30 protein-coding genes are annotated in these 21,315 nt (G+C 34.8%); 5 read left to right on the forward strand and 25 right to left on the reverse strand.

Features of this window, described 5'->3' with window-relative positions; genetic code table 11:
- Nucleotides 1-7: 7 nt before the first annotated feature.
- The 23 genes from BUA77_RS03510 to BUA77_RS03605 form a co-directional block, all read right to left on the reverse strand.
- Nucleotides 8-388, reverse strand: a complete 381-nt coding sequence (locus BUA77_RS03510; protein ID WP_072887365.1) for a hypothetical protein — start codon at nt 386-388, stop codon at nt 8-10.
- A gap of 13 nt (nt 389-401) precedes the next feature.
- Nucleotides 402-1,532, reverse strand: a complete 1,131-nt coding sequence (locus BUA77_RS03515; protein WP_242939075.1) for a head maturation protease, ClpP-related — start codon at nt 1,530-1,532, stop codon at nt 402-404.
- Nucleotides 1,507-3,036: a phage portal protein gene (locus BUA77_RS03520; RefSeq protein ID WP_072887367.1), complete on the reverse strand. Its 1,530-nt coding sequence runs from the start codon at nt 3,034-3,036 to the stop codon at nt 1,507-1,509. The genes BUA77_RS03515 and BUA77_RS03520 overlap by 26 nt, the downstream gene beginning before the upstream one ends.
- A 15-nt stretch (nt 3,037-3,051) precedes the next feature.
- Nucleotides 3,052-3,285: a DUF6148 family protein gene (locus BUA77_RS03525; protein WP_072887369.1), complete on the reverse strand. Its 234-nt coding sequence runs from the start codon at nt 3,283-3,285 to the stop codon at nt 3,052-3,054.
- A complete protein-coding gene (locus tag BUA77_RS03530) occupies nt 3,286-5,106 on the reverse strand; it encodes a phage terminase large subunit family protein (RefSeq protein ID WP_072887371.1) in 1,821 nt (606 codons plus the stop codon).
- Nucleotides 5,087-5,587: a hypothetical protein gene (locus BUA77_RS03535; protein WP_072722910.1), complete on the reverse strand. Its 501-nt coding sequence runs from the start codon at nt 5,585-5,587 to the stop codon at nt 5,087-5,089. The genes BUA77_RS03530 and BUA77_RS03535 overlap by 20 nt, the downstream gene beginning before the upstream one ends.
- Before the next feature lie 168 nt (nt 5,588-5,755).
- The gene (terS, locus tag BUA77_RS03540; protein ID WP_242939076.1) at nt 5,756-6,517 is read right to left on the reverse strand and encodes a phage terminase small subunit; all 762 of its coding nucleotides are present in this window, start codon (nt 6,515-6,517) and stop codon (nt 5,756-5,758) included.
- 155 nt (nt 6,518-6,672) lie between these two features.
- Nucleotides 6,673-7,101 carry a hypothetical protein gene (locus BUA77_RS03545; RefSeq protein WP_143145337.1) on the reverse strand — a complete coding sequence of 143 codons (429 nt, stop codon included), beginning with the start codon at nt 7,099-7,101 and terminating at the stop codon, nt 6,673-6,675.
- Between the two features lie 78 nt (nt 7,102-7,179).
- Nucleotides 7,180-8,241 carry a ParB/RepB/Spo0J family partition protein gene (locus BUA77_RS03550; protein WP_072887373.1) on the reverse strand — a complete coding sequence of 354 codons (1,062 nt, stop codon included), beginning with the start codon at nt 8,239-8,241 and terminating at the stop codon, nt 7,180-7,182.
- Nucleotides 8,242-8,277: 36 nt separating this feature from the next.
- Nucleotides 8,278-9,039 (reverse strand): ParA family protein, encoded by a 762-nt coding sequence (locus BUA77_RS03555; RefSeq protein ID WP_072887375.1) that lies wholly within the window; start codon nt 9,037-9,039, stop codon nt 8,278-8,280.
- A gap of 17 nt (nt 9,040-9,056) precedes the next feature.
- Complete coding sequence (locus BUA77_RS03560) at nt 9,057-9,308, reverse strand: hypothetical protein (RefSeq protein WP_072887377.1); 252 nt, start codon at nt 9,306-9,308, stop codon at nt 9,057-9,059.
- Nucleotides 9,309-9,310: 2 nt separating this feature from the next.
- The gene (locus BUA77_RS03565; protein WP_072887379.1) at nt 9,311-10,219 is read right to left on the reverse strand and encodes a M78 family metallopeptidase domain-containing protein; all 909 of its coding nucleotides are present in this window, start codon (nt 10,217-10,219) and stop codon (nt 9,311-9,313) included.
- Complete coding sequence (locus BUA77_RS03570; RefSeq protein WP_072887381.1) at nt 10,194-10,448, reverse strand: hypothetical protein; 255 nt, start codon at nt 10,446-10,448, stop codon at nt 10,194-10,196. The genes BUA77_RS03565 and BUA77_RS03570 overlap by 26 nt, the downstream gene beginning before the upstream one ends.
- A 20-nt stretch (nt 10,449-10,468) precedes the next feature.
- Nucleotides 10,469-10,765 (reverse strand): hypothetical protein, encoded by a 297-nt coding sequence (locus BUA77_RS03575; protein ID WP_072887383.1) that lies wholly within the window; start codon nt 10,763-10,765, stop codon nt 10,469-10,471.
- Complete coding sequence (locus tag BUA77_RS03580) at nt 10,762-11,310, reverse strand: Holliday junction resolvase RecU (RefSeq protein WP_072887385.1); 549 nt, start codon at nt 11,308-11,310, stop codon at nt 10,762-10,764. The genes BUA77_RS03575 and BUA77_RS03580 overlap by 4 nt, the downstream gene beginning before the upstream one ends.
- A gap of 16 nt (nt 11,311-11,326) precedes the next feature.
- Nucleotides 11,327-12,142 carry a rolling circle replication-associated protein gene (locus BUA77_RS03585; protein ID WP_072887387.1) on the reverse strand — a complete coding sequence of 272 codons (816 nt, stop codon included), beginning with the start codon at nt 12,140-12,142 and terminating at the stop codon, nt 11,327-11,329.
- A 528-nt stretch (nt 12,143-12,670) separates the two neighbouring features.
- The gene (locus BUA77_RS03590; protein WP_072722899.1) at nt 12,671-12,874 is read right to left on the reverse strand and encodes a hypothetical protein; all 204 of its coding nucleotides are present in this window, start codon (nt 12,872-12,874) and stop codon (nt 12,671-12,673) included.
- 81 nt (nt 12,875-12,955) lie between these two features.
- Nucleotides 12,956-13,276: an NUMOD4 domain-containing protein gene (locus BUA77_RS03595; protein WP_072887389.1), complete on the reverse strand. Its 321-nt coding sequence runs from the start codon at nt 13,274-13,276 to the stop codon at nt 12,956-12,958.
- Nucleotides 13,273-13,446 carry a hypothetical protein gene (locus BUA77_RS13705; protein WP_159428939.1) on the reverse strand — a complete coding sequence of 58 codons (174 nt, stop codon included), beginning with the start codon at nt 13,444-13,446 and terminating at the stop codon, nt 13,273-13,275. Before BUA77_RS13705 ends, BUA77_RS03595 begins: the two co-directional genes overlap by 4 nt.
- Before the next feature lie 51 nt (nt 13,447-13,497).
- Complete coding sequence (locus BUA77_RS13710; protein ID WP_159428940.1) at nt 13,498-13,665, reverse strand: hypothetical protein; 168 nt, start codon at nt 13,663-13,665, stop codon at nt 13,498-13,500.
- 6 nt (nt 13,666-13,671) lie between these two features.
- Nucleotides 13,672-13,818, reverse strand: coding sequence for a hypothetical protein (locus BUA77_RS13715; protein WP_159428941.1), 147 nt, complete (start codon nt 13,816-13,818; stop codon nt 13,672-13,674).
- Nucleotides 13,819-13,838: 20 nt separating this feature from the next.
- Nucleotides 13,839-14,009, reverse strand: coding sequence for a DUF6906 family protein (locus BUA77_RS14130; protein WP_200773914.1), 171 nt, complete (start codon nt 14,007-14,009; stop codon nt 13,839-13,841).
- A 285-nt stretch (nt 14,010-14,294) separates the two neighbouring features.
- Nucleotides 14,295-14,549 (reverse strand): hypothetical protein, encoded by a 255-nt coding sequence (locus tag BUA77_RS03605; protein ID WP_072887393.1) that lies wholly within the window; start codon nt 14,547-14,549, stop codon nt 14,295-14,297.
- 112 nt (nt 14,550-14,661) lie between these two features.
- Here BUA77_RS03605 and BUA77_RS03610 point away from each other — a divergent pair, with 112 nt between their 5' ends.
- The 4 genes from BUA77_RS03610 to BUA77_RS03625 all read left to right on the forward strand — a co-directional run bounded on the left by BUA77_RS03610 (nt 14,662) and on the right by BUA77_RS03625 (nt 18,301).
- Nucleotides 14,662-15,054, forward strand: coding sequence for an SWIM zinc finger family protein (locus BUA77_RS03610; protein WP_072887395.1), 393 nt, complete (start codon nt 14,662-14,664; stop codon nt 15,052-15,054).
- A gap of 170 nt (nt 15,055-15,224) precedes the next feature.
- Complete coding sequence (locus BUA77_RS03615; RefSeq protein ID WP_072887397.1) at nt 15,225-15,770, forward strand: helix-turn-helix domain-containing protein; 546 nt, start codon at nt 15,225-15,227, stop codon at nt 15,768-15,770.
- A 40-nt stretch (nt 15,771-15,810) separates the two neighbouring features.
- A complete protein-coding gene (locus BUA77_RS03620) occupies nt 15,811-16,320 on the forward strand; it encodes a hypothetical protein (protein ID WP_072887399.1) in 510 nt (169 codons plus the stop codon).
- Between the two features lie 61 nt (nt 16,321-16,381).
- Nucleotides 16,382-18,301 (forward strand): recombinase family protein, encoded by a 1,920-nt coding sequence (locus BUA77_RS03625; protein WP_200773915.1) that lies wholly within the window; start codon nt 16,382-16,384, stop codon nt 18,299-18,301.
- Between the two features lie 117 nt (nt 18,302-18,418).
- Here the strand turns inward: BUA77_RS03625 and BUA77_RS03630 are convergent, their stop codons facing one another.
- Together BUA77_RS03630 and prmA are read right to left on the reverse strand one after the other, a co-directional pair.
- The gene (locus BUA77_RS03630) at nt 18,419-19,168 is read right to left on the reverse strand and encodes a 16S rRNA (uracil(1498)-N(3))-methyltransferase (RefSeq protein ID WP_072887403.1); all 750 of its coding nucleotides are present in this window, start codon (nt 19,166-19,168) and stop codon (nt 18,419-18,421) included.
- 2 nt (nt 19,169-19,170) lie between these two features.
- Nucleotides 19,171-20,112, reverse strand: coding sequence for a 50S ribosomal protein L11 methyltransferase (gene prmA, locus BUA77_RS03635; protein ID WP_072887405.1), 942 nt, complete (start codon nt 20,110-20,112; stop codon nt 19,171-19,173).
- Nucleotides 20,113-20,289: 177 nt separating this feature from the next.
- Here prmA and BUA77_RS03640 point away from each other — a divergent pair, with 177 nt between their 5' ends.
- Nucleotides 20,290-21,303: a copper amine oxidase N-terminal domain-containing protein gene (locus BUA77_RS03640; protein ID WP_072887407.1), complete on the forward strand. Its 1,014-nt coding sequence runs from the start codon at nt 20,290-20,292 to the stop codon at nt 21,301-21,303.
- The last annotated feature ends 12 nt before the right edge of the window (nt 21,304-21,315 follow it).

Below are 21,315 nucleotides of genomic sequence, written 5' to 3' on the forward strand. Positions count from 1 at the left end.
CCCTTTTCTACTTTAAGAAAATCCCTAGTTTTCTGAATGCTGGTTTCAGCATATCAATTGTAACGTCTGCCGGAAGTGGAATTTTATCCGCGAAAAATTCGCCAGTTAGATAAATAGCCGCTTCCCCGCCACTTCCATCTTCTGCGGCTATTCCATAAAGATTTTCGACTGTGTTTTCTTCAATTGTTTTTGCAGGAATCGCATTAGTCGTGTCTACCTCTGTTGCTTCAATTTTAACAACTGGTTCAATTTCTCCCCCGACAAGTTTAACGGGCGTATGTTTAGCTACTGTTGCCCCACTTTTAATCGGATATACACCTTTTGTAATCGGATAATCGCCTGCAATAATATTTTCCGGCGTGTTTGTTGCGGTATTTACTTCATACATGTTTTATCCCTCCTTATTTGCTTTCTGGAAACAACTTATCAATAGCCGCGTCATATGGATTTTCTCCATTGTTATTCTCCACGCCTTCTTGACTGCTGCTTCCTACTTTATTGATGTTACTGTTCACTACATCTGCATTTCTACTTGCAAGGTAATTTGCTCCTTGCTTTTTCTGCTCTGCCACAATCTTCATTGCTACTTCTGCGGCGGCAATTGGGTTTTCAAATTTTGCATTGTTTACAATCCCTTCGTAACCATCAATCGCCATTTCTTCAATGTTTTTAATGCGTTCACGTTCTTCTTTTGCCGCGGCATTTTCTATTTGCTTTGTTAAATCTGGGAACGCGGCTTTCAATTCATCAACTGTCTTAATTTCCATAGTGTTTTCACTCTCCTTTGTTTTGGTTTGTTTAGGTGTTTTATTTGAAAAACCTCTGCTGTCATGTAGAGAACATAGGTTTAACAACGAAATAGGTGGATTTCTATACATCTGCATATCCAATGCGGCTGAATTGACTACGTTTTCAATGGTGTTTTCTGCTTCTTCTTCAAACATCAATTCATCGCAAAAACCGTTTTCAACTGCTTCATCTCCTGTGTACCATGTTTCAGCCGTCATAAGGTCTGAAATTTCTTTTTTGTCTTTTCCTGTTTTTGCGGCATAAGCATTTATAATGCCTTGCTTTATTTTTTCAAGCATGGCTTGCCCTTTACTGAAATCACTTATGTTGTAATATCCATAAGCAAAAACCATCGGGTCATGTATCATAAAATAACCACTTGATGAAATCGCTATTGATTCGCAAGCTGCCGCAATACCAACTGCCGCACTTCCACAAAAACCATCAATTTTACAATTTATTTTCTTTCCTTCTTGCCTTTTTTCTCTTATAGCAGTTCTTATTGCTTCCGCCGCAAAAACATCGCCTCCACCACTATTTATGCGCACGCATATTTTCGATGTTGTTATTTTGTTCAACTCTTCTTTGAACAAAATTGGTGTCACTTCCGTTCCTTTTTCATCTGTCCACCAATTATAACTTTGTTTATCAGCAATCACATCGTATATTAATATTTCTGTTAAATCTCCGTTAGCTTGCGTGAAATTCCACGCAATTTTACTTGCTATTAGCTTCTTCTGCAATGTTTCTCACCTCTTTCATTAATTGTTCTTCTCTTTTTAATTGCTGTACGTTTTTGTAGAAATCTCCGCCAGTAAGTTCCATCGTTTCTCTGTCACGTGTAGAGAATCCATTTGCAACCCGTTTTTCTGCCGCGGTGACTTCTTGTACTGGATTTAAAAGCCCTTGTGCTGGTCCATTCCACTCCGCTCCACAATATGCTTTCCTAATAATTGGGTCTGCAAAGAATCCGGGAGCCGGTATTCTCCCTTTCGCAATCGCTTCCGCTAGCCATTCTTCAAAAATCGGCTGACAAAAATCATTTGCAAGCCATGTTCTGTACATTTTGAACATTTTCCACGCTTCAAGTAAAGCGCCTCTCGACGCACTGTACGAAGCATTAAAGTTCTTTACAAGTAATTCGTACGGAATTTCAAGCGCGGCACCAATTTGTCTACAAATAGCAATTACAAAGCCATCGAACGCAGTGTTTGGTCTACCGGGGTTTAATTCTTTTGCTTTTTCACCTTCATTTAAGTCGATAATCGCCCCCGGTGCAAGTTCAAGAGTTCCATCATCCGCACTGTCTACTTGTTGCTTTTCTGGTATAATTTCACCTAGTGCAGTTTCACTGCTTGCACTTTCTTTTTCGATAAACACAGTAAACATTCCGCTAACAACCGCCGCAACAAGTTCCGCGTCTGTATAACGCCCTAGCTGCTTCAATGCTTCGATAACAGGTGCAAGGAAAGGAACACCTCTTCTTTGTCCTATGCGTTCCCTATTCATTACATGAAGCACATTTCTTCTTCCCGTTTTCGCTCCATAAGCTTCAACCCTTGTCCATTTAGTTTCTATTGCTTCAAATGATAACGGATGATGTGTGCTGATATGGTACGCCACGACTTCTCCAGCTTCGTTCACTTCTACACCTCCGACAATTCTGGGGTTTGTGTTTCCTGCTGGGTTACTTAATCTATCAGCTTCAATCAAGCAGATTCTCAAGTCATAAGGCATATTGATTCTTTTAGTTACTGGAAGGGTAACAATTACATCTCCACTCATAAGCCAATTCAAAAACGCAAGCTGTTGAAGTTCATAAAAGTTATCTAGTCTTTCAATGTCGCAAGCAGGAGAATCCGCCCACAATGCAAATTCTCTTTCGATTTTACTTTCAAGCTTGCTAGCTTCCTCTTCCGAAATCCCCAGCACTTCGTAATCTACTTGGCTTTTAAGCCTCAATCCTCCGCCGACTACATTGGTCCTGCATGTTTTGACTGCTCCTGTCGCAAGCGGAACACCCATATACAAATCACGTGAACGTTGTCTTAATGTCGCAAGATTTTCTTGTATATCCTCTTTAGCGCTTCCGCCACTATAAAGCCAACCTAATAGTGATTTTTTAGTATGCGAAGCCCCGTAATTGCTATAACCACTATTTATGATTTTAAGTCTTTGACGCGCGGCAACACGTTTAAGTCCTTTTTCTGGCGATATAGCGGCTATTGCCTTATCTAATATATTCAATTTTTTTCACCTCCTTTATAAATCACGGAGAACAACTCTCATTACTCGGTTTCTGCCCTTTCTTTTCGATATGTTTTTAAGTTTTTCAACTTCATTCTTCCAGAATTGAATTTGTTTTCTTATTTCCGGAAGATTCGCTTTCGTCAAGCTTCTTGAACCTATGGAATAGCTTTGGCTTGTTGTGACCTCCAATTCAGCGGTCAACCAAGCTTCCAAATGCTTCTTTGCTACTTCAAGTGTGTATGCCATTTATATAATTCCTCCCGAACGTGAACGCCTACCACGTTTTTTAGTCTGCACGGCTGACGTTTCTTTTTTATCTTGCTTTTTAAGTACCGGATTCGCTATTTCAAGCGCAACCGTCGCATAGTTACGAACGTCAAGTGGCTCATTTCGTTTATATCCGCTGTTTTTTAGCTTCCATACATATTGTGCTTTACCTCGTTTATAGGTCATTACCATTTTTTCAGCAGTTAAACCTTTAAAATATTCTTCCGTATAACCTCTGTCTTTCTCTTTTGGAAAATGACAATAGTTCGGTCCTTCTTCCTTTACCGCTAATCTCTGATATAGCAATGATTTTCCTGTATCGACTCCAATAGTAAACAAAGGTGTTTTCTCTCTGTTTGATGTTGATGGCTTGCTGTAGTAAGGAACTTCCGCTCCTCCTTTACCTTTAATAGCAAAAATGCGGCGTGCTGTCCTCGGTTTGCAAAATTTATACACTTGGTTAGTAAAATGTCCTCCACTATCTATACATGTGCAAATGATTTTTAATTTTGCGCCATCTGCTCTGGTAAATGTTTGATTGAGGAACGTATCTAGTTCGTCCCATATGCCTTTTAGCTTCAAGTCTCCATATATTACTTGATATTTTATTCCCCAGCTTTCTTTACCTTCGCCCCATCCAACAACTTCAATTTCGAATCTATCATCTTGCGTGTCAACTCCTGCGGTTAAGCAAATTACCTCTTCCGGAACTTCGCAATTATATTTTTCTCGGCGCTTGTAGAGGTCGTCTTTTTCAAGTTGTTCGCCTTGTTCTTCCCACGTTTGCCCCATTTCTGTATTGGTCCAAACTTTTAATAATTCGATATTTCCCTTTTTCTTTTCTTCATTTGCTGTCAAAAACTTTTGAACTATCTCTTTCCACTCGACAAACAAAGAGGCAAGGGCATTTAGATGAAATCCTCTAACTTTTCTCTCTGGGTATTTTGCAATAAACTTACCTTTCTGGAACTGTTCCTTCCAATCAATCTCATTTGATACAACGCCACACTTTTCACATACGTGTGAAATATCGTCAAGATTATTTTTATCAAATACCACCCTTCCCCATTTTAACGGCTGATATTCTCCACACTCTGGACAAGGTACGCACCATTCCTCTTGCGTGCTATGTTCAAACTCAACCTCTATTCGCGAAAGTCCTTTAATAGTGGGTGTACTTACGCATATTTCTTTCTTATTCCAAAATGTCGTAAGTCTTTTCCCAGCCAATAGAAGTGGGTCACCTTCATTCCCCGCGGTTGCTGGGTAGCGGTCTATTTCATCCGCAAGCAATATTCTAATAGGTCGAGACGCAAGAGAAGAAGCTGAATTTGCTCCAACCATCGTGACATGTCCACCCGGAAATATTTTTTGCAAAATCGTGTTCCCACTGTTTCTGCTTTTGTCATTCACTCTATCTTTCAGTACCGGCGTATCTCTCAACATAGGAGAAAGCCTGTCCTTGCTAAATGTTTCCGCCATTTGTATCGTTGGTTGTAGCACCATAATCGGGCTAGGGTCATAATGCATATAATATCCTATAGGATTTAAAATAAACCCATCCGTTTTCCCTAACTGTGCCGCACTCATTACGACAACTTTTTGCACCTTTATATCAGAAATCGCGTCCATGATTTCTCTTTGATATGGTGCTTTTGTTGTTTTCCATTTGCCCGGCTCTGCGGATGATTCAGAAGAAAGACGGCGGTATTCATCCGCCCACTGTGAAATTGTCATATTTGGCGGCGGCTTCAACACTGAAAATATCCTTGCGAATAAATCAACTGTCGCTTTCTTCATCGTCATTCACCCTCTCTCCGAAAACTGTTTTAAAATCTGAAAGCTCGTCTAGTGATTCATCAATATGCTCTTTTAGTATTTTGAATATCTCTGTTTTGTCTTTTTTTTTGCTTAAAATTGGTGAAAGTTTTGCAGGTATTGCCATTAAACGACTTTTGAAATTAATGAGCATATCAGTCATTACGACTTCTATATCGTCCGAACTATGCAATTTATTTTCTTTTATCTTTAATTCAAACTCTTCATTCAATCGCTTGGCACGCACTAACTTTGCGCGTTCTGTATAGTAGTCAATGTTCTCTTCTGTTTCGGGGTTACGTTTTCTTAGATAATTTATATATCTGTGTACCGTGGGAATGAGTTCATAAAGTCCGTTGCTGTTTGGATATTCTTCAATGATTTTTTCGTCCCTCAATTGCCGCACTCTTCGTTCTGAAATATCAAGAAAACGCGCAATCGCTTTTGCGTTGTAAAGTTTCAAAAGCAACACCCCCTTCTTTTTTTATTTTTTGAACACCCCCTTATAAAATTTTTCCGCAAATTCCGGAAGTGGTTTTTTGTATTTTATATCTAGGCAAATCCCGGGCGTCAGCGGACCCGCAGGCTTTATATTTCGCTGGAAGAACCTATGGTTTTTTTAGCATATACCTTAAATTTCTTCTGTTCCATCATCTTTGGTATCGTCAATCTCTCCTGTTTCTGGGTCTATGTTGAATACCCCTTTTAGTTTTTGTTTTGCAAGGCGATATTTTTTTTCTTCGAGTTCTATACGTCGCCTGTCGAGTTCGTATGACTTTATACTGTCAAGAAGCTTTATTATTCTGCCATGTATTTTATTCAACTCTGCCTCTAACCTTAAAGTCCTATCGAACGGACTTGCTTTTACAACTGTTTTCATGGCTGTTTTTAATTCTTCTATGTTACTCCTCTGTTTTTGCTTCTTTTTATCCTCCTGCTTTGGCACAAGCATTTCAACAACCTTGTCCACGTGCAATGCCTCTTCATTCTCCTGCTCTAAAGCTTTAATTTTCCTTTTCAAATCATTTTCTTTTGCTATTAGCAATTGAAGTTCTCTCAACATATTTTCTTGTGTGTTCAGCGTAATTGATTCTATATACGCCCTTTCCTCTGGCGGTAAATCGTCAAGATGTACGGTTGAATATGCACCGTGCGTTTCTGCGTTCTTATTCCGGAGAGGTGCGCCATGCCCTGTTGCGTTTTTATTCCCGGGTTGTCCTCCGCGCTTCTTCTTCCCAAGTTCTGCTTTCCAATCATCTTGACTTTTCCATTTTCTTATACTGCTTTCTGGCACTCCTGCTTCTTCTGCCAATTCTTTTGTCTTTATTTTCCCTCCGCTTTCAATCCATTTTTTCTTCACAACTTCCCGCATTGGATGTCTCGGTCTTGCCACTGGCTCTTCCCCTCCTTTCGTTTGTTTTTCTATTTTGCTTTTCGTTACCTTTCCGGAAGCAAAAAAATAATGAGCCTAGAATCAAATAGGCTCATGTGGTATAGATTTCCATACTACAAATATACCGCATAAAAAGCGGACAAAACGGACAAAATTCAGTTTTTTTTAAAATATCTTTTGATTCTTTTTCTAGGTGTATCTCCGTTAGGATAACCGTACACTTTTAGAGCGACCATGCTCCATGTCATTCCTTTTATGTACCTTAATTCTATAATTTGGCGCACTTTACTATCTTCTATATTCTCGATAAAATTTTCTATTTCTTCTAACTCGCGATATAGTTTTAATTTTCTATCATTTAATCTTTCTGTTACTCTTTTTATCTTATCTCGTCTTTTGATATTAACTCCTGTTATTTTGATTGTATGTTCTGTATACGGAAATGATTTCGAAGAAGCCCGTACGACATCCGATACAATTTCCTCTGATTCTTGTTGCATTTCTAAAATTCTATTCTCTAATATTTTGATTTCTTTTATTTTATCTTTAAATTGTTCAAGTTTTTTTAAATCCATTATATGCAACCCTCTTTCTTTAATTATTGTTAAGGCGGTCTATTTACCCATTTGAATGGTATTAATCGCCTTGTTGTTTTCATTTTTTCACCCTCTCTTCTGTGCTTGGGTTTTTAACCACTTCATACATATTCCATGGCGTTCCTCTATATCGCTTTGATTACATTCAAACGCATAATCACAAAACCTTCCTACGCCATCACATCTACAGCATATAAACTCCACCATTTCTGAAATATTCATCCCTTTTATAATTTCAAATATCGTGGGAAATGGTTGAGGCTCTGGGATTTCTTTTTTAACCTCTGCTTTCTTGCCCTCTCCCTCTGTTTTTATTTTCTTTTCCTCTTCTTGTATTGTTTCTTCTGCCGCTTCCTTCTGGTCCTCTTCCTGCTCTGCATTTTCTTTATTCTCTTCTGCTATTGTTTTTATTTCTGCCTTTTTCTCTTTTACATCGTTTATTGATATATTACCTTTTTCCATGTATTTTTTAAAAACTTCTTGTTGTGCTTCTTTTGGTAAAGTCGAAATTTCATATGCTGTTGATATATTGATTTTCTGTTCCTTAAACTCTTCCTTGAAATCCTCCGAAAGCTTTTTCGATATACTGTCCATCCTGCCCACTTGCGCCGCTGATGTCTTTAATGTTTTAGCAACTAATTCTCTTACTCTACCCGGCAACTTCTCTTTCTTCTTATATCTTTCTAGTAACTCTTTCAATCTTTCTGCTTGTTGTGTCTTTTCCCAATCCGTCAACTGTCTTGCTGTTGCATTTGTCGTTATTAGCAATAGTTGCTCTTTTATTTCGTCCAGTTCAGTTTCAATAGCACATGGAATAAATTCAAATTCCTTTTTACCTTCTTTCACTAAAGCAAGAGAAGCAAGGCGGCGGCGGTGTCCTGCTATAACCTTATATTTTCCATTGTCTAATTGCTTTACTGTTAAATTCTGTTTTATTCCAAACATTTCAATCGAATCTTTTAATTCCTCTATATCTTCCACGGAATAGAAGTTTTCTTTTGATGGTTCTAAATCAAACACGCTGATTGAAACCACTTTTAATGTTTTAGACTTCCTTCCTCCCTCTTTTCCCGCCGCTCCATTCAATGATGTTCCACTTAATAATGAATTAAGATTGAACTTTGCCATTTTCGCACCTCCGTTTTGTGACCGAATCGGACACTTTTATTTACTTAAATATTCTTCAACAAACTTCAAATAATCTCTTGCCGCTCCACAACGTCTTGAATATTCAATAATAGGAGTTGTTGCGAAAGTGCTTTCGTCCACTTTTTCAGTGCGGCGTATATGCGTATTAAATACCGGATATTCTGTTTGAGTTTTTAACCACTCTTCCCCTTGTTTATTAACTTCGTTTCTTTGATAACATGTAACAAGGCAACCTCTTAAACATAAACCCGGGTTCAAGTCCTCTTTGGTATTCTCAATTTGTTCTTTCAGTTCTGCCAGACCATCGAAAGCAAATTTGTCAATCTTAATCGGTATTAATATATCATCAGAAGCTACAAGAGCGTTTATGGTGCTTATATTGATGTCTGGGGCATTATCTATAATGCAATAGTCATATTCATCCTCTACAGAGCGTAGCGCTGTTTTGAATCGCGTTTGTTGCGGTCTTGTAGTATCAAGCATTACTTCAAGGTTTGCTTTAAGTAATGTCATGTTTGCTGGTATAAGGTCCAGATTCGCGTATTGTGTATGCGCAATTATTTCATCAAGGTTTACATTGTGTGTTGTCATAAGTTCTGCAACGCTAGGTTTATCATAACTGTGTAACCCAAACATCTTTGAAGCATTTCCCTGTTTATCATTATCCACAAGAAGAACACGTTTATTGTGGACAACTGCAAGTATATGTGCAATATTTGTTGCTGAAATAGTTTTTGCCACTCCACCTTTTAAATTAATAATTGATATAGTTTTCATCGTTGTTTTTCCTCCTATTATTTTAAATTCTTAAAACCGAAATTTCTTTCTAGGTAAGTAACACTTTGGGTGTCTCTCGGGTCGCATAATGGTTGTATTTGAATATAGTTCCCGCTTCCATCTAACTCATATCGAAATTCAACTTTCCCGGTTTTGAGATAATGAACGCAAGCTATATCCGTTATCCTCTTCACTTCTCCTGTATTAGCCTCTTTTACCTTGTCCCCTATTTCAAAAGGACACGTTGCATTGAATGTTGCTATTTGCATTTTTATTCCCCCTGCTCACTTATATATCGCTTGCCTTTTGAAGTTATAACATATGGATATAGTCTCACACCATCAACAACGCTTGCTTTAAACATTCCTATTGAAATATCTATGCATTCCAATTCATCTTCATATTCAAACCCATCTTCGGTCCCTTTCTCGTATTTCGCAACCTCTACTGTAACCCCATTATCTTCATGCTTTAATTGCCACTCTATTTGTATTTTTTGGAATGCTTTGTTCCATTCAGTGTTATGTTCTGATTCCTCGCCAGCAATTATATGAGCCAATTCATGTGCCAAAACTTCAATCATTGCTTCAAATGGTATATTTGTTGATATATCAATCAATGGTGTGCTGTCGTCCGCTGGAAATGTAACCATTCCGCATTCTCCAAAATCTTTTCCTTTTAAACTTGGGTTGAACTGTATATCTGCATTTATGTTCGGGTCTATGTCGTTCATTATTTTTACAATATCTTCAAAAGGATTATTGATGTATTTAATCATGTTTTTCACCTCTTCTCTGATAACCTCTAATTCCTCAACATCCTCTTTCTCAAAGCACATCGGGCAACCTGGGTTATATTTTCCAGCTTTCCAATCTGCAATAAATTCTTCCTTTTTCCCTTTGTATCTTGGAAATGGGTGTGTTTGTTCTGCATGATAAATTCCCATCATCATTTTTTCGTCAACTTCATCATCCCACCCGTAAACATGATAACTTTCGTGATTGTCATAGTCCCAAAGAGATAAAAGAAGTACAACGCCGTCAAATTCTTCATATGCCTTCTGTATATTTTCAAAATCTCTGTATGTAAGTCCTTGACCTTTATTCTGCTCTCTGATTTCATTAATTGTTTTACCGCCTGTTTTTAAACGGCATTTAATAATTTTCGGCTGATATTTCACTTTGTTTTCTCCTTTCTAATCTGTTCGCAATGTTTAAAATGCTTTCCATGGCAACTCTAATGTTTCCGTCTGTTCCTGCTGTAATGCTTAATATATTTGCAATATCTCTCAATTCTTCTGCAGCTTCAATTTCTTTTTCATTTGCTCCGGATTTCCTCATGCATTCTGGACATATCTGTAACCCTTCCGGAACTACATCGCCACATGTAATACATTTGTCTACCGCCATTTTCTTTTCGCCTCCCCTTTTTATACTGAATAACCCAACATAACCATATTGCCTGTCATTATCGCTCCTATGAAGTATATAAGCCATGCAATGAGTGCAACAAGCAATATATTCTCAATCCACCCTGCAAGCTTTAAAAGCCATTTTGCGACTTGTAGAGGATAATACAAATATTCTACTACTTTCCTTTCCTTTCCACCACTCCTGTTGATGTCATATGCATTTGCACGTATTCTCAAATTGATTTTCGGTTCAATTCCTCTTCTGATAGTGAATATTACCCAATAGAGAATTACCACTATGTTTCCTATTGTCATTTTATAGCCCCCTCTTGATTGTTTTTACTTTCTCCATGCACGTAATCCAGAAACAACACCGCTCCTGTGAATCTTACTCGGTACTGCTCCACATCTTCTGCGGTTACATATTGCCTCCCATAATGTGCTTTCATATCCCGCCAAATACTCCATGGAATAAAGAAAAACTTGTCTTGAATGCCAATGCATACCCCCGCTACTGCTCCAAGCTTTTCATGGTATTCAAGCTTCTCCATCTGCGTACTTGTCAAAACACTCCTTTTCATTCTGTCTGTTCTGGTGTACTTTGCTTCAAAGCATATTGAGCGTCCACCTTTTAAAGTCCCTTGAAAGTCTGGTTGTGCAAGTGACGTGAATCTACCTGTAAATGTCCCGTCTTTGTGTTTCTTTGTCACTCTGAACGGCTCCGGCGTTTTCCCCACTTCTGCTTGTCCATTTGCACAATATACCTTACACCCAGCTTTTATGTAAGCTTCAAAATGATGTCCTTGCGCATTGTTCACGCTGTTTTGATACCTCTGCATTACTTTTCTTTGGTCGTACATTTCTTTCACGCTCCCTTCATTCTTTACGACACATTTTCAAATATATGGACCACCCTGTATACTCGTTGTACTCTACACGGAATGCATAGTCTTTGTTGGCAAGTGTCCAACCCTCGTATTTTCTTTCCCAATACTCAATTCCCGGAGGATTCTTTGCTATTCTTTCAATTTCTCTGCGACTGTATTTGAAATCGTTGTTTCTACTCCATGGCTTTTCTAGGTTCTGCGATGAACTCCAACGTTTTTTTCCACTTGGGTTCTTTGTTAGGTATGCACACAATGCGGCAACCCCGTTTTCATCTGGCTGTAATCTGTCCGCATTAACAAATCCTATTCTTTCGCCCTTCTTTTGACCTTTCTTTCTTCTTTTGCACCATAGGTCCTCAACTGTGTCTCTGTCAAGTCCGCCATTTATGAATATATGGTGATGTATTCTCACTGGCTTCTTTCCATCTTTCCCGGTGCTGCATTCTGTAACAAGTATGTATTTCAAGGGTGGTAATCCCTCTTTTTCTCTTCTGTACTTTATACGGCGTAAGTAATTCGCAACTTCCTTTTCTGCTTCCTCTATTGTTTCTGGTAGGTACTTATCTTTGTATGTAGCTGTAACATGCAAATCCTCTTCACTGAAATTTGTATTTGCAAGCTGTGTCAAATATCTCCTTGCATTCTTATCGTTCAGATTCCTTTGCTTTGGCTCTGTGACCTTCTGTTTTTTTGCCCTCTTCCCTCTCCTGCTTACATCTTTCTGATTTTGTGAATATGGAAAAATATCAACTTCCAAATATCTATTGCCGCAATATATTTTTTTTTCTCTCATGAAACTTCTCACGGTTTTCTCTCCCTTCTCTTTTTGTTATACAACTTTAGATATAAGGAGTATTAAAACCATTCCTACTCACTCTATTCAAATATTAAAATTTATCCCCCAGTAATGAATAACTCCTATTGTACTTGTCAATAATAAATACGAGTAATGTATTTGGTATATTTTTTCTCTTGCTTACATACTCATTTATTAGTACAATCTTTTAGATATTATTTTTATATATTTTATATCTGGGTAATACTCTTTCGTTGGAATGTTAATACCCATTACAAGCCCGAATTGCGCCCGTGTCAAGCGCTGTTTTCTTGACTTTCGCCGCCATTCTGCTATAATGGATTTATAGTTTCATCGTTGTTTAGACGGCGATAGTTCAAAGAAAAACGTTTTGCATTCATTGTTGGAAGGTGCGTGCAAAGCGTTTTTCTTTTGTCCTTTCAAAATTGTTCAATTTAATTGTATTTGTAATTATTTTCCATTTTTCTAATATGCGCACCTTTACTCTCTTCCTTTTGTTTGGCACAATTGGTTTAGTCATGTTTGAATATGCTTTCTTTCTACCTTGTCCGGGTTTACTATTATTACACTGTGCGCATTCTTGTCCATTAATTCTGCTCGGATTTTGATTTTATTCCCGCTTTTTCGATAAATGATTGCCGAAATACATTTGTACTCTGCTCCATCAAATATAATGCTTTCTTCTGACATCATTGCTTCTTTCAATTCCTTGTTAGTCATTTTTATCACCTATCTTTTTAAAATCTCCTTTTAAAGCCTTTTAAATTTACCAAATCATCATATTTAAACTTGCATTTATTCTTACAGTAAATGTTGTCTGTCCAGTAAAACTCGCCATCCGAGCAATACCGATTCTCCTTTAATTCCATTTTTGTGATATAAAACCATGTTCGTCGAAGTTCTTTTCTCTAAAAATACATCCGCAACGATTTTATGAACTTCATATTCTCTATATGTCCCATTGAAATCCACTTTTACAACCATCCATTTGTTCTTTTTTAAATATGACTTGATAGGTTTAACCTTTCCATTTTTAAGCTTTCTTCTAAAATTTCCGTAATTAGAAACTTGGTATTTCTTAGACCCTGGAACATCGAGCCAGTATTCGGGTATTTTCCTCAAACTTTCACCCCCTTTGCTTCTCTTGATATAGATATTTTATTTACGGGTGATACCATGCACCCAATATTTAAGGGTTTCATATTTTTTATAGCTTCGTCTAATTCTTTTTCACTTTTGATTCCATATTTCGCAAGTGCTTTCCACACCTTATTGATGTCTGGTTTACTCAAATTCATTCGCCCCCTTTAAGATTGGTTATTTGTCTTTGCCACCGCGGCAGGCTATATTCCTGCCGCCATTAACATCTTTTTTGAATCACTCACCAATTCAATTCCTTTTACCATATAGAATATTTTTTCTTTGTCCTCTTCTGATAACTTGCTTAAAATTTTTACAAATTCTTCTGCGTCAATCTTCTTTTGTTTCAAAATAGACTTGTCTTGTAACATATTTTTTCACGCTCCTTTTTGTATTAAATAAAATTCCGTTATACACTGGTCCAATATTTCTGATTGCTCTTGAATTTCTTCTTTAGAACCACCATTTTCAATTAATAGATGTAACCTTTTTCTTTCCTGCTCTAACTTTTCTTTTGCAGTCACTCCCTCTCCCTCCTCTGTTTTTATCTCCCGACCTCTAATCTCTTATTTTTGGTTCTTATATTTCCAGATACTCTATTTACTATTTGGAATAAGTCTGGTGTATCTTTTACCACTAGCCAATTCTTAAAATTCAATCCCATCTCTTTTATTCTTTTCTTTTGCGCTCGAGTTGGGTTTTTGCCATGCTTCATACTTTCATACCTCCTATATTTTACTTTCCAATTAATGGTGTATAATTTAATTGGAAGGGGGTGTTTTTATGTGGCGTTATAAAAGCCCTATTGGCAATATTTATATCAAGTATTTGCCCGAACACCGTGCATATGGCACTATTTACAATGGCATTGTATGGGAGACCTGTGACAATCCCCAAGCTTCTGCCGATAATGTTTATTGCCATTGCACCGGTTGTCCGGAATGGGACATGCTTTGTGATATTGATAATGTCCCAACAGATTTAAGCGAATGGGAAAATGTTAATCTTCATAGTTTGTATAGTAATTTACTACTTTTAGAGATTTACTATCTTTATCAGATTTAATGTTTTCCATTCTTTGAACAATTCCAGTAATGTGATTTAAGATTTTAATGTTTTCATTGATTTCTTTTATTTCATTGTTGGAATTGCTCTCTTTCTCTTTGGCTATCTCAATCTTACTTTTTAAAATTTCTGTATATCCAATCGCTATTTCTTTAATGTTGTCAGAAATAATTTTTACTTTAGTGTCCATTTCCCTCACCTCCTCTCAGCTTCTGAATATCTTTATTTCTTCCTTTCCCTTTGCTATACTATATTTATCAATCCTGTCAGATTGAAATATAGATTAGAAAGGGGGCAATACCATGAATTTTGGAAATTGGGACAACTCTATTCATGAATACTGCGAACAAATTAAAAGAATCGCTTTTATGCAGAGAATTAAACCAGAAAATGTTTATGTGGATTTCGAGCAAAAAACCGCTGAAATTATAGGTTCTCGAGGAACTTACAATACAACTCTTAATAGTTGTACTTGTTATGATTTTGAAACTAGACAATTGCCGTGCAAGCATATATATCGTCTAGCTTTTGAACTCGGTTTTCTTGATGATTTACCTAAAATCAATAGAAAAGCTTCCAAGGCTTTCAAAGATAATATCCAAAATGAAATTGAACGTTACAAGGAATATTATCTAAATGGTGCTATTTCTATTGAAAAATTCAATAAGATTGTTAATGCTCTACAAAGTAAGTAATTCTTTTGCCCCGTGCTTTTGTACGGGGTTTTCTTTTTTATTACCTCCTTCCAAGACTTAACTTGGTTATAATTTTATATGACTAAGTTAAGTTTGTCAATACTTTTTTCTTGACCTAGTCATATTTTTTTGATATGCTTTACTTGTTAAAATAAGGAGGTGAAGAACAAATGAACGAAGTAAATGCAAGGATAATTAAGATATTCAATACCTTAAATATTAAACAAGTTGAATTTGCAAATAAAATTGGGGTTTCTCAAGCATATATTTCAAAACTTTTCAAAAAAAATTCAGTTAAAACCCCTTCTGATAGGATAATAAAACTTATTTGTAGCGAATTTAAGGTAAATGAAGAATGGCTTCGTTTCGGAAAAGGGGAAATGTTTATCGAAAATGATTCAACTATTATTTCAAAACTATCAACCGAATATAATCTTGATTCACTTGATAAAAAGATTATAGAAAGTTATTTAAAACTAGGAGAAGAACAGAGAAAAGTGATTAAAGATTATGTCTATTCTCTCGCTAAAGCCATTAATAGCGATGAAGAAATTGCCGTTACCAAAGAGAATGTGTTAGAAAAAAAGCAGAATATGTCCCAAAATGAAGAAGATTCAATCGAAAAAGAATTGAATGCATACCGTCTTGAATTAGAGGCGGAGAAAAAAGGGAGAACATCATTAGTTTTAGGCGAGCGAAAAGAAAGCTTGGGTTAAAACATTAAACTGCAAAATAAAATGATTAGGAGGTTTCAAGATGGCTGTTAATTATTGTGGAGGTATTCCGGAAATTCCCAAAGCAGGCGTTGTAGAAATTGTCGCTTTTCCGGATTCAATTAAAATTATTCGCGGATTTTCAAAAAGTATTGTTATACCGTATGATAATATTAAAAATATTTCCATGAAAACCAATGAACAGATATCCAAGGATGTTACTCTAACGAGAGTTCTTGCGCTTGGAATTTTTGCTTTAGCTGCAAAAAAGAAAACAAAGGTTGTTACAAATTATCTCTTGATTGATTATGACGCTAACGGAATTGAATGCACTGCTGTTTTTACTGGTGATAAACTTCCAAAAGTCGTTTCTAAAATTTCTAAAGCGCGCCAAAAATACTTAAAATCTAATAATAAAATTGATGAAATTTCTACAACTCGCGAAGAATCTGACTATGAATATTCTGATATAGAAAAGTTAGTTATAAAACAATATAGAAATAATCCGGAAGTTCATAAAGAAATTCATCGTTTATTAAATATTGAAGTCTAAAATTTTCTCAAAACCTCGTGCATAAACATGAGGTTATATTTTTATGAAGGGAGTTATGTACTTGAAAAAAGCCGCTTTGTATATAAGAGTTTCAACATCACATCAAATAGATAAAGATTCTTTACCCTTCCAGCGTCAAGAATTGTCTAATTACTCAAAATACGTGTTGGGTATTGATGATTTTGAAATATTTGAGGACGCTGGGTATTCCGCCAAAAATACTGATAGACCAAAATACCAAGAAATGATGTCACGCATAAAGAATAACGAATTTTCACATTTGCTAGTATGGAAAATTGATAGGATTTCAAGAAATCTGAAAGACTTTACCGAAATGTATGACGAATTAAAGGATTATGGCGTAACCTTTATTTCTAAAAACGAGCAATTCGACACCTCTTCCGCCATGGGTGAAGCCATGTTGAAAATAATTCTAGTATTCGCAGAACTTGAACGCAAGTTGACCGCTGAACGTGTTTTCTCAATAATGCTTTCACGAGCCGAAAAAGGGTTATGGAATGGTGCAACTGTTCCTCTGGGGTATAAATGGTCAAAAGAGAAAAAATTCCCTGTAATAGATGAAGAGGAAGCAAGAACGGTTAAATATATATATGACTTATACGAGAAAAAAGCTTCTACCTCTAAAGTTGCTTTTCAATTAAATTCAGAGCAAGTAAAAACCAAACGTGGTGGCAAGTGGACCTCTAAAACCGTAAATGATATATTGAGAAATCCGTTTTATATAGGTACTTACAGATACAATGTAAAGAATAGCCCTAACAGGCGTTGGAAGGATGAAAAAGAATGGGTTGTCGTTGAAAATAATCACCCGGGTTTCGTTTCAAAGGAGCAATTTGAGAAGGTTAATAAAATGTTATCTGATAATTATAAGGGTAACGGAGAATTTCAAAGAGCTAACACCAACACTCATATATTTTCAAAAATATTATTTTGTGGCAAATGCGGTTTAGGCATGAATGCAGGGCTTGACAGAGCGAGAAAAGACGGTTACAGACCATCAAGATATACTTGTTATTCAAATCATTTTACAGAGAATACCCGTAATTGCAATAATTTTGTTAGTGATATAACATTAATGCCTTTTGTATTGAACTATATTTCAAACTTTATTAATTTGCAAAATAAAATTACACAAAAGCATTCTCTTCGCGATATTGAGAGAATACTTTTGCGCGGTAAATCTTTTGTAGATGTGGAATGTATTGATAGAAAAGGTCTTGAAGAAACATACATCGCCTTTGCTGTTGGTTTCGATGATAAAGCTTATAATAATTCCAATGAAGAGGAATCCGCCGAAAACTTAGAACTAGAATCTTTGAAGAAAGAAAAATTGAAGTATGAAAAAGCATTGAAGCGACTTGAAGATTTATTCCTATTTTCCGATGAAGCTATGTCCAATAAAGACTTTTTATTCAAAAAACGTGACCTAACACAGCACCTCGAAAGAGTAAATGAGAAACTTTCAGAACTCCATAGAAGAAATGCCGATATGAGATTAACAACCGATGTTGCTTTCTTAAATAAAGCAAGTAATTTTTTAATGAGTAAACATCTTTCCGGAAAAAGAAATATTGATTATAGAGAACTTTTAGCGGTTGTTGATAAGACTTTAATACAAGATTTCATACAAACTGTTATTGATAAAATTATTGTCATTGATAAAAGAGTACATTCTATCACTTTTCAAAATGGAATTACTCATAATTTCCTTTATAAAGCTAAAGAAAAACAGAAAATGCGTCCAAAACAAAAGTTTCTTTATCGTTCTTATGAGCCAATACTTATACAGTACCTTAAAGAACACGAATCAGTATCAAGAAAAGAGGTTGAGGACCTTATAGGAATGGGGCGCACTGGTGCTGGTTCTATCCTCAAAGAATTTGTTGATAGAGGAATTGTTGAGAAAAAAGGAAATTCCGTTGCAACTAGATACTTTTTGAAAGAAAAAAAGACCACTTAATCAAAATTAGTGGTCTTTTTGCCATTTACTCAAAGCCTTATGTATCAAGGTATAGGAGCAATCATATTTACTTTAACTTTCGGTCATCCTAGGGTGTAAAATGCTACTTTTTTCAAACTACTCATCTCCTTTTAAATCAGAAAGTTCATACAGTACTATAGAAGATACAACTATAGATGCTGTTTCTGTTCTTAAAATCCTAGGTCCTAAACTTACAGAAATTCCTCCTATATTTTTAAGTTCATGAATTTCTTCTTCTTCAAATCCACCTTCTGGACCTATAAAAATCCCTATTGAATTAATATTTACACCCTTTAAAACATTTTTTATAGATTTTGAATCTTCTTTTTCATAAGGAACTAAATTTAAATCATTATTTTTCATGTCTAAAAGGGCCTCTTCAAAAGTTAAAGGCCCTTTTACTTTAGGAATAATTCCTCTTTTACTTTGTTTTGCTGCTTCATATATTATTCTTTCCCATCTTTCTATCTTTTTATCTTTTTTACCATCAATTTTTGCAACACTTCTTTTAGTTATAACAGGAATTATTTCACTTACTCCAACTTCAGTTGATTTTTGAAGTATCAAATCCATCTTCTGTCCCTTTGGAAGCCCTTGATAAATTTTTACTTTTATATTAGATTCTCTATTTATATTAATTTTTTGTGCTATATTAAAAAAAACCTGCTTTTTAGTAATATTACTTATTTCGCATATGTATTCATTATTGTTTCCGTCACATATTTCTAATTTATCTCCTATATTACATCTTAATACTCTAGAGATATGTTTTACATCTTCACCTTCTATAAAGCACTGACCTTTATCTAAATCTATATTTTTAGAATCAACAAAAAATCTATCCACTATTACTCACCCTTTTTAGATACAATTACTGCCCACTCTCCCATAGTTTTAACATCTAATATTTCAAATTTATTTTCTAAAAGAGCAGCTTTAACATCTTCTATTTTTTCTAATATTATACCAGATGATATGAATAATCCATTACTATTTAAAAATTTACCTACATCCTTTGATAAAATCATTATTATATCAGCTATTATATTTGCAACTACTATATCTGATTTTTCTTTAACTACTTCCATTAAGTTCCCATGTCTTACTTCTACTACATCTTCAACTTTATTTAATACTACATTTTCTTTTGAAACTTTAACTGCAACAGGGTCAAGATCTACTCCTATAACTTTAGATGCGTTAAGCTTTGCAGCTGCAATAGATAATATTCCACTTCCACATCCGATATCAAATACAGTAGCTTCTTCATTTACTCTCTTTTCCAATTCCCTTATACACATTGTAGTAGTTTCATGAGTTCCCGTTCCAAATGCCATTCCTGGATCAAGTTCTATTACTATTTCACCTTTTCTTTTATCATAATCTTCCCAAGTAGGCTTTACAACTATTTTCTCTCCTACTTTACTAGGCTTGTAATATTGTTTCCAAGAATTAGCCCAATCTTCTTCATTAACTTCGGTTATATTTACGCTTCCTTCTCCTATATCTAGTCCATAACTTGGAAGTAATTTTATTTTTTCTCTGATCATTTCAACTTCTGCAATAACATTTTTTTCTTCTGAAAGATAGGCTTTTATTATAACTCCTTCATATCCTGTATCAAATACATTTTCTTCTATATAATCCCAAGCCGCATCATCTTTTTCTTGAAATAAAAAATCATTTGGATCTTCTATTACTACTCCACCTACTTCAGACTCATAAAGAATACTTGTAACTGCTTCAACTGCTTCCGTAGTAGTTTTTATTGTAATCTCAATCCACTTCATAAGATCCCTTCCTTTATAATTAATTTTTTCCACTTAACTGTAGTAATTATTATACAGTAATTTCAGACAAGAATCTACATAAATATTATCTGTAACAATATTTTAAAATGATTTTAGTTATATATATGTTAATATATAATTAAGATATTATGTACAATAGAAATGAGGTGAAATTTTTTGAGAAAAATTAGCTATTTTTTAGTTTTTATTACAATATTATTATCAACAACAAGTCCCTTTATACTAGCCATTGATAAACAAATAAAAATTACTATAAATAATGAAATATTAGAATTTGATATTTCTCCTATAATTGAAAATAATAAAACACTTGCACCAGTAAGAACTATATGTGAAAAATTAGAAGCAGACATTACATGGATTGAAGATAATAAAGAAATTATTATAAAAAAAAATAATACAACTATAAAAATCAAGATAAATGATGAAAAAGCATATGTTAATGATAAATTAGTTATTTTAAACGCTACACCTAAGATAGTATCAAATAAAGCACTAGCTCCAATACGATTTATATGTGAAAATCTCAATATGAATGTAGTTTGGGATGATAAAAACTATACAGTTGTTATTAATGATAACTATAATAATATTTATAATTCACTAAAAAAATCTTTAAACTATAAAGGTGAATTTGATATGAAAATGGTTATGAATATAAAAATAGAAGATATTGATTCATTACAGTTCAATTACAATATAGAAGGATTAACAGATAGTAAAAATTCAAATATTAACGGTATCATGTATTTAATAAAATCTGATGATGCTAATATTCAAGTCCCATATAAACTTATTAATGTAAATGAAAAAAAATATATAAAATATCTTGATAAGTGGAATAATAAAGAAAATATAGAGAATGCTGATTATTTTGATGTTGATTTAAATTTAATCAATTCTTTAAACAATAGACTTATTTCTAATTTTAAAAATCTTACTATTAATAAAATAAATTCAGGATATTTAATAAATTACACAAATGAAGAATTTGATAATTGTATGATAGAAATATATTTAAACGATAAAAATGAAATAATAAAAGAAATTGCTACTTATACTATTCATAGTATCCAAAAAGAAAAAAAAGTGGATACTCAATTTATTATAGATGTAGATTTTAAAAATACTAAAAATGAAATAAAAATTAATCCTCCAATTAAAAGTTAGGTCTAATTAAGA

The organism is Tepidibacter formicigenes DSM 15518, from assembly GCF_900142235.1.
GTDB lineage: Bacteria > Bacillota > Clostridia > Peptostreptococcales > Peptostreptococcaceae > Tepidibacter > Tepidibacter formicigenes.